The sequence below is a fragment of the Ruegeria sp. BI11 genome (genome assembly GCF_056538005.1).
In genome coordinates, this window is sequence record NZ_JBQFSM010000029.1 from 1 (window position 1) to 5,699 (window position 5,699).

Sequence of the window (5,699 nt, forward strand, 5' to 3'; positions counted from 1 at the left end):
TTTCTGCATGTTTTGCAGATATGTCACATGGGGTGATGAAGGTGTTTTGTTTCGAATTGGCGCGGGACGTTGGTTTGGAAAGTCGCTAATGAGGCGCGGATCAAAAAAGCGATAAATTGACGTGAAGATTCGAGCGGTCCCCTTGCGGCGGAAAAGCCTGTTGGCGTTGGTGTGTTTGGTTGTGACGGGCATGGCGCAGGCGCAGTCTGTGTCGACCTATGGCACGCCCGGTCTGCTTGAGATTCCGACCGCCGAGATGTTCGATGACGGCGCGCTGGTGTTTACCGCTGCGGGGTTGCGCAATAGCGGGCGGGCGACGATGACGTTTCAGATGCTGCCCTGGGTGCATGGCAGTTTCCGCTATGCGGTGATCGACAGGCTGGATGGCCCGGACAGCACCCGGTATGACCGCAGCTTCGACCTCCATTTCCGGTTGCGCGAGGAAAGCAGGCACAGCCCGGCCATTGTGATGGGGCTGCGCGATTTTGGTGGCACCGGTATTTATGCCGCCGAGTATTTCGTGGCGACAAAAACCTTTCGCGACCGGTTCAAGCTGACCGGTGGCATCGGCTGGGGCCGTGTGGCGGGACGCGGCGCGTTTTCGAACCCGCTCGGCGTGTTCGGCGACCGGTTTGACACCCGGCCGGAACCAAATTCGAACGGTCAGGGCGGAGAGCTGGAATTCGGCAACTGGTTCCGCGGCGATGCTGCCCTGTTTGGGGGCGCCAGCTGGCAATACAATGACCGGCTGACTTTTCTGGCTGAGTATTCCCCCGATCTGTACAGCCAGGAAGCCGTCAACGACAGTTTCCGGGTCAGATCCCCGATCAATGTCGGGGTCCAGTACCGGTTCGACAACGGATCACAGCTGACCACGTCCTATCTGTATGGCAACACGCTGGGGCTGACCTTCAGCTATTTCATCGACCCGCGCAAATCGGTGGTGCCGGGCGGGCAGGGTGCCGCGCCACCGCCGCTGCGACCCAGATCGCAGGCCGCCACGGACCGGGCCCCCGGCGACATCCGGTCCCGGATGCAGACCGCGCTGGAACAGGAAGGGCTGCGGCTGGTCTATCTGTCGGGAACAGGCGATACGGTTCAGGTCGGGGTCGAGAACACCACCTATGGCCAGGCCGCCCAGGCGCTGGGGCGCACCGCCCGCGTGCTGGCCAACGAAGAACCCGCCCAGACCGAACATTTCGACATCGCGCTGATGTCGAACGGCGTGCCGCTGAGCGCGGTGCGTGTCAATCGCGACGACCTTTACGAGCTGGAACACGACCCCGACAATGCCTGGCGCAGCTTTGCCCGGGCCGAGGTATCGGACACGCTGCCGCTGGTGCAGGGCGGTGTCCTGACTGATGCTTACCCGCATTTTTCCTACCGGTTCGGGCCCTATCTGAACTTTTCCTTCTTCGACCCTGACGACCCGCTGCGATACGAGGTAGGGGCGGCGCTGGGGCTGGATTATACGCTCTCACCCGGCTTTACCCTGTCGACCGGGCTGCGACTGCCGATCCTCAGCACGCTGGATGACAGCACCCGGGTCTCGGATTCGCCGCTGCCGCATGTGCGCTCGGACTGGGCCATCTATGCCCGCGAATCCAATCTGCGCATCGAGCATATGACCGGCGAGTACCTGTGGCGTCCGGGCAAGAACCTCTATGCCCGCACCACGCTGGGCTATCTTGAGACCATGTTTGGCGGGCTCTCGGGTGAGCTGCTGTGGTATCCCACCAACAGCCGCCTGGCGCTGGGGGTCGAGGCCAATTATGTGGCGCAACGCGATTTCGACGTGCTGTTTGGCTTTCAGGACTATTCCGTCGCCACCGGGCACGTCTCGGCTTATTACGATCTGCCCGGCGAGTATCACGCGCAGGTCGATGTCGGGCGTTATCTGGCGGGCGATTTTGGCGCCACCTTCAGTCTGGACCGCGAGTTCAACAACGGCTTCAAGGTGGGCGCGTTCTTTACCCTGACCAATGTCAGCTCGGAAGAATTCGGCGAAGGTTCGTTCGACAAGGGCATCCGGCTGGAAATCCCCGTATCATGGCTGACCGGGCGCCCGTCGCGCAACAAGATCGCCCAGACCATCCGACCCGTCCTGCGCGACGGCGGCGCGCGGCTGCATGTGCGCAACCGGCTTTATGGCGTCACCCGCGAGGCACGGGCCCAGGACCTGTCCCGCGGCTGGGGGAGGTTCTGGCGATGAAGGCTCTACGACGCCCTGCCCCGTTGGCGCTGCTTGCCTTGTTGCTGATCTCCTGCGGCGAAGCGCAGGAAGATGTCGACCTGCTCAAGGGTGCGCTGTTTCCCAACGCGCCCCGGTTCCACCCGCGCGCCGAAGCGCTGGCCGCGCGCCGCCCGATTCCGCCCCGGCTTGAGGTCGGCTTCCCGTCACGCGATCTGGCTGGGGTCATGTTGCTTGAGACCGAGCGCGCCGGGGTGCAGACCTGGCTGACCGCAGATGGCGCCACTATCACGCTGGATCAGGGCCTGCTGACCTCGGCCAAGGGTTTTGGCGGCGGCCTGGCCGGATCGGATGTCAGCCAGAGCGCTGCGCTGATCCTGAGCGGTGGTTCGGGCCAGACCGAGCGGTTCCACAGCTTTCTCAACGGCAATGACGAGATCGAGCTGCACGCCTATCACTGCCGGATCACCACGCTGGGATCTGAACCGGTTGTGTTGCAGGGCACGCCCGTGGCGGCGCAAAAGCGACAAGAGGACTGCTATGGGGTGGCCGAACGCTTCACCAACATTTACTGGGTGCAGGACAGCACCGGCCGCATCGTCCAGTCCTCGCAATGGACCGGCGATTTCCTGGGCAACATGGTCATAAAGGTGGTGCCCGATGAGAGTTAAGATTTTGAACAGCGGAGGCCAGCGCGTGCGCCATATTCCCCTTCTCCTGAGTGCATTGGCCCTGAGCGGCCTGATCGCCGGATGCTCGACCATCTATCGCAGCCCGTCGGTGAGCGCAGGCGTGTCGGATGCCGGCAAGGTCCGCGTCGTGCCGGTCACGCCCGAGACCGTGCTGGTGGCCAACCGCTCGTCTTATGCGCCCAAAACCCTGCCCTCGGTGTTCGAACTGTCGGCAGGATCAGGATCCAGCACCAGCCTGCGCGGCACCGGTCCGCTGCCAGAGGCGCCTTCGACCCAGGACGGATCGCGCGCCGGGCTGCAGCTGGATCCGCCACCGCAGGTCAACCCCGGCCCCTATACCATCGGCATCGGCGACGTGCTGGTGCTGTCGACCCCCTCGACGCAGGGCACCGCCGGAGAGCTTTCGGGCCTGCTGGCCGCGCAGAACAGCCGCAACGGCTATACCGTGCAGGATGACGGGTCGATCAACATCCCCGATGTCGGCCGCGTACGCCTGGTCGGCCTGACCGTGGACGAGGCCGAGGCGCTGCTGTTCCAGCGCCTGGTGGAAAACCAGATCGACCCCACCTTCAGCCTCGAGATCGCCGAGTTCAATTCCCGCCGCGTCTCGGTCGGCGGTGCCGTCGGCCAGCCCGGCATTCAGCCCATCACCTTGACCCAGCTGACCCTGGGCGAGGCGCTGTCGGCCGCCGGATCGGTCTCGGTCAGCGATATCGACAACTCCTCGGTCCGGATCTACCGCGACGGGCAGATGTATCAGATCCCGCTGGAAGATCTGTATGCGCGCACCGCGCTGCAGAACCTCAACCTGATCGCCGATGACTCGGTCTTTGTCGATACCGACTATGATCTGGACCGCGCCGAGCGCTTCTTTGCCCAGCAGATCGCCCTGCGTGAGACCGTGCTGGAAGGCCGCCAGACCGCCCTGCAAGAGCTGAACGTGGCCGTCACCCTGCGCCGCGACGATCTGGAGGAACGCCGCAGCAACTTTGTTCAATCCATCGAACTGGACGCGGTCGACCGTGATTACGTCTATCTGTCTGGCGAGGTCCGCACCCAGGGCCGCTATGCCCTGCCGTTCAACCACACCGCCACCCTGGCCGATGCGCTGTTCGACACCGGCGGCGGCATCGCTAAGGAAACCGGCGACGCCTCCGAGGTCTACGTGCTGCGCGCCGCAACCGACGCCCGCGAGTTTGGCGCCGTCACCGCCTGGCATCTCGACATCCGCAACGCCGCCCAGCTGACCCTGGCCGCGCAATTCCAGCTGCGCTCGAACGACATCATCTTCATCGCGGAAAACCCGGTCACAAAATGGGGCCGCACCATCAGCCAGATCACACCCTCACTCGTAACGACACCAGTCAATGCCGCGATAAATTAAAACAGCCAACCCGCACACCGCCATCGCACGCAAACACCACAAGCGCGCGATGGTCCCGTGCCGGATCATGGCCTTCCTTTCTTTCAAAAGCTTATCAGACACCAAAAACAGGATTATGGTCGCAGCGGGCGTGCCGACCCTGGCTACACAAGGAACCACAATATGAAGATCGCGATTGCCGGGATTGGGTATGTTGGCCTGTCTAACGCAGTGCTGCTGGCGCAAAACCACGACGTGGTTGCCCTGGATGTGTCGGCCGACCGCGTGGACATGCTTAATCGGCGCGAAAGCCCGATCCAGGATGCCGGGATCATCGATTTCCTGACCAACCGCACCCTGAACCTGACCGCCACCACCGATCCCGAAGCCGCGTTTGGCGGCGCGGATTTTATCGTTGTGGCCACCCCGACCAACTATGATCCCCGCAGCAATTATTTCGACACCAGCTCGGTCGATACGGTGATCGAACAGGTCACCAGGCTGAACCCCGATGCGGTCATCGTGATCAAATCCACCATCCCCGTGGGCTTTGTCACCGATGCCCGCGCGCGGTTTGACACCGGAAACGTGATCTTCTCGCCAGAATTCCTGCGCGAGGGTCAGGCCCTGCACGACAACCTGCATCCCAGCCGGATCATCGTCGGCGAACGCTCTGACCGAGCCAAAGTCTTTGCCGATCTGCTGCTGGAAGGGGCGGTGTCCAAGGATGCGCCGGTGCTGTTCACCGACCCCGACGAGGCCGAGGCGATCAAGCTGTTCGCCAATACCTACCTTGCCATGCGCGTGGCCTTTTTCAACGAGCTCGACAGCTATTCGCTGGCCGGCGGCATGGATTCACGCCAGATCATCGAAGGCGTCAGCCTCGATCCGCGCATCGGCGCGCATTACAACAACCCCTCGTTCGGTTATGGCGGCTATTGCCTGCCCAAGGACACCAAACAGCTGCTGGCCAATTACAACCATGTGCCGCAGAACCTGATCCGCGCCATCGTCGATGCCAATCGCACACGCAAGGATTTCCTCAGCGATCAGATTCTGATGAAAGGGCCCAAAACGGTCGGCATCTACCGGCTGGTCATGAAGGATGGCAGCGATAATTTCCGCCAGAGCTCGGTTCAGGGCATCATGAAGCGGATCAAGGCCAAAGGCATCCAGGTCATCGTCTATGAACCGGTGCTGGCTGAGGAGCATTTCTTTCATTCACCGGTGATCCGCGATCTCGACGCCTTCAAACAGCAGGCCGACCTGATCGTCGCCAACCGGCTCGCGGACGAGATCCGCGATGTCAGCGACAAAGTCTTCACACGCGACCTGTTCCAGGCAGATTGACCCCGGCAAAAAAGGTTTAAAGACTAAAAAAACCGCCGCCCGAACCCTGCGCGTCTCGCCACGCACCGAGCTAAGTACAACCACACCGCCCACCAACAAAAAA

5 protein-coding genes are annotated in these 5,699 nt (G+C 62.4%); 4 read left to right on the forward strand and 1 reads right to left on the reverse strand.

Going from position 1 to position 5,699, the window contains the following annotated elements; all coding sequences use genetic code 11:
- Window positions 1-192: hypothetical protein (locus ACR0DT_RS24645; protein ID WP_480713288.1), on the reverse strand; the 192-nt coding region annotated here is incomplete at its 3' end.
- On the opposite strand from ACR0DT_RS24645, the gene ACR0DT_RS24650 reads away from it, so the two are divergent.
- From ACR0DT_RS24650 to ACR0DT_RS24665, 4 genes are all read left to right on the forward strand, one after another.
- On the forward strand, window positions 191-2,212 hold the full coding sequence (locus ACR0DT_RS24650; RefSeq protein ID WP_480713289.1) for a YjbH domain-containing protein: 2,022 nt from the start codon (window positions 191-193) through the stop codon (window positions 2,210-2,212). The genes ACR0DT_RS24645 and ACR0DT_RS24650 overlap by 2 nt on opposite strands.
- A complete protein-coding gene (locus ACR0DT_RS24655; protein WP_480713290.1) occupies window positions 2,209-2,862 on the forward strand; it encodes a YjbF family lipoprotein in 654 nt (217 codons plus the stop codon). Before ACR0DT_RS24650 ends, ACR0DT_RS24655 begins: the two co-directional genes overlap by 4 nt.
- On the forward strand, window positions 2,852-4,267 hold the full coding sequence (locus ACR0DT_RS24660; RefSeq protein WP_480713291.1) for a polysaccharide biosynthesis/export family protein: 1,416 nt from the start codon (window positions 2,852-2,854) through the stop codon (window positions 4,265-4,267). The genes ACR0DT_RS24655 and ACR0DT_RS24660 overlap by 11 nt, the downstream gene beginning before the upstream one ends.
- 162 nt (window positions 4,268-4,429) lie before the next feature.
- A complete protein-coding gene (locus tag ACR0DT_RS24665) occupies window positions 4,430-5,596 on the forward strand; it encodes a nucleotide sugar dehydrogenase (protein WP_480713292.1) in 1,167 nt (388 codons plus the stop codon).
- Window positions 5,597-5,699: the final 103 nt, after the last annotated feature.

Excerpts from the sequence above, each read along its gene's own strand:
- ACR0DT_RS24650 (WP_480713289.1), top strand. The coding sequence starts at position 191 with ATGGCGCAGGCGCAGTCTGTGTCGACCTATGGCACGCCCGGTCTGCTT.
- ACR0DT_RS24655 (WP_480713290.1), top strand. The coding sequence starts at position 2,209 with ATGAAGGCTCTACGACGCCCTGCCCCGTTGGCGCTGCTTGCCTTGTTG.
- ACR0DT_RS24660 (WP_480713291.1), top strand. The coding sequence starts at position 2,852 with ATGAGAGTTAAGATTTTGAACAGCGGAGGCCAGCGCGTGCGCCATATT.
- ACR0DT_RS24665 (WP_480713292.1), top strand. The coding sequence starts at position 4,430 with ATGAAGATCGCGATTGCCGGGATTGGGTATGTTGGCCTGTCTAACGCA.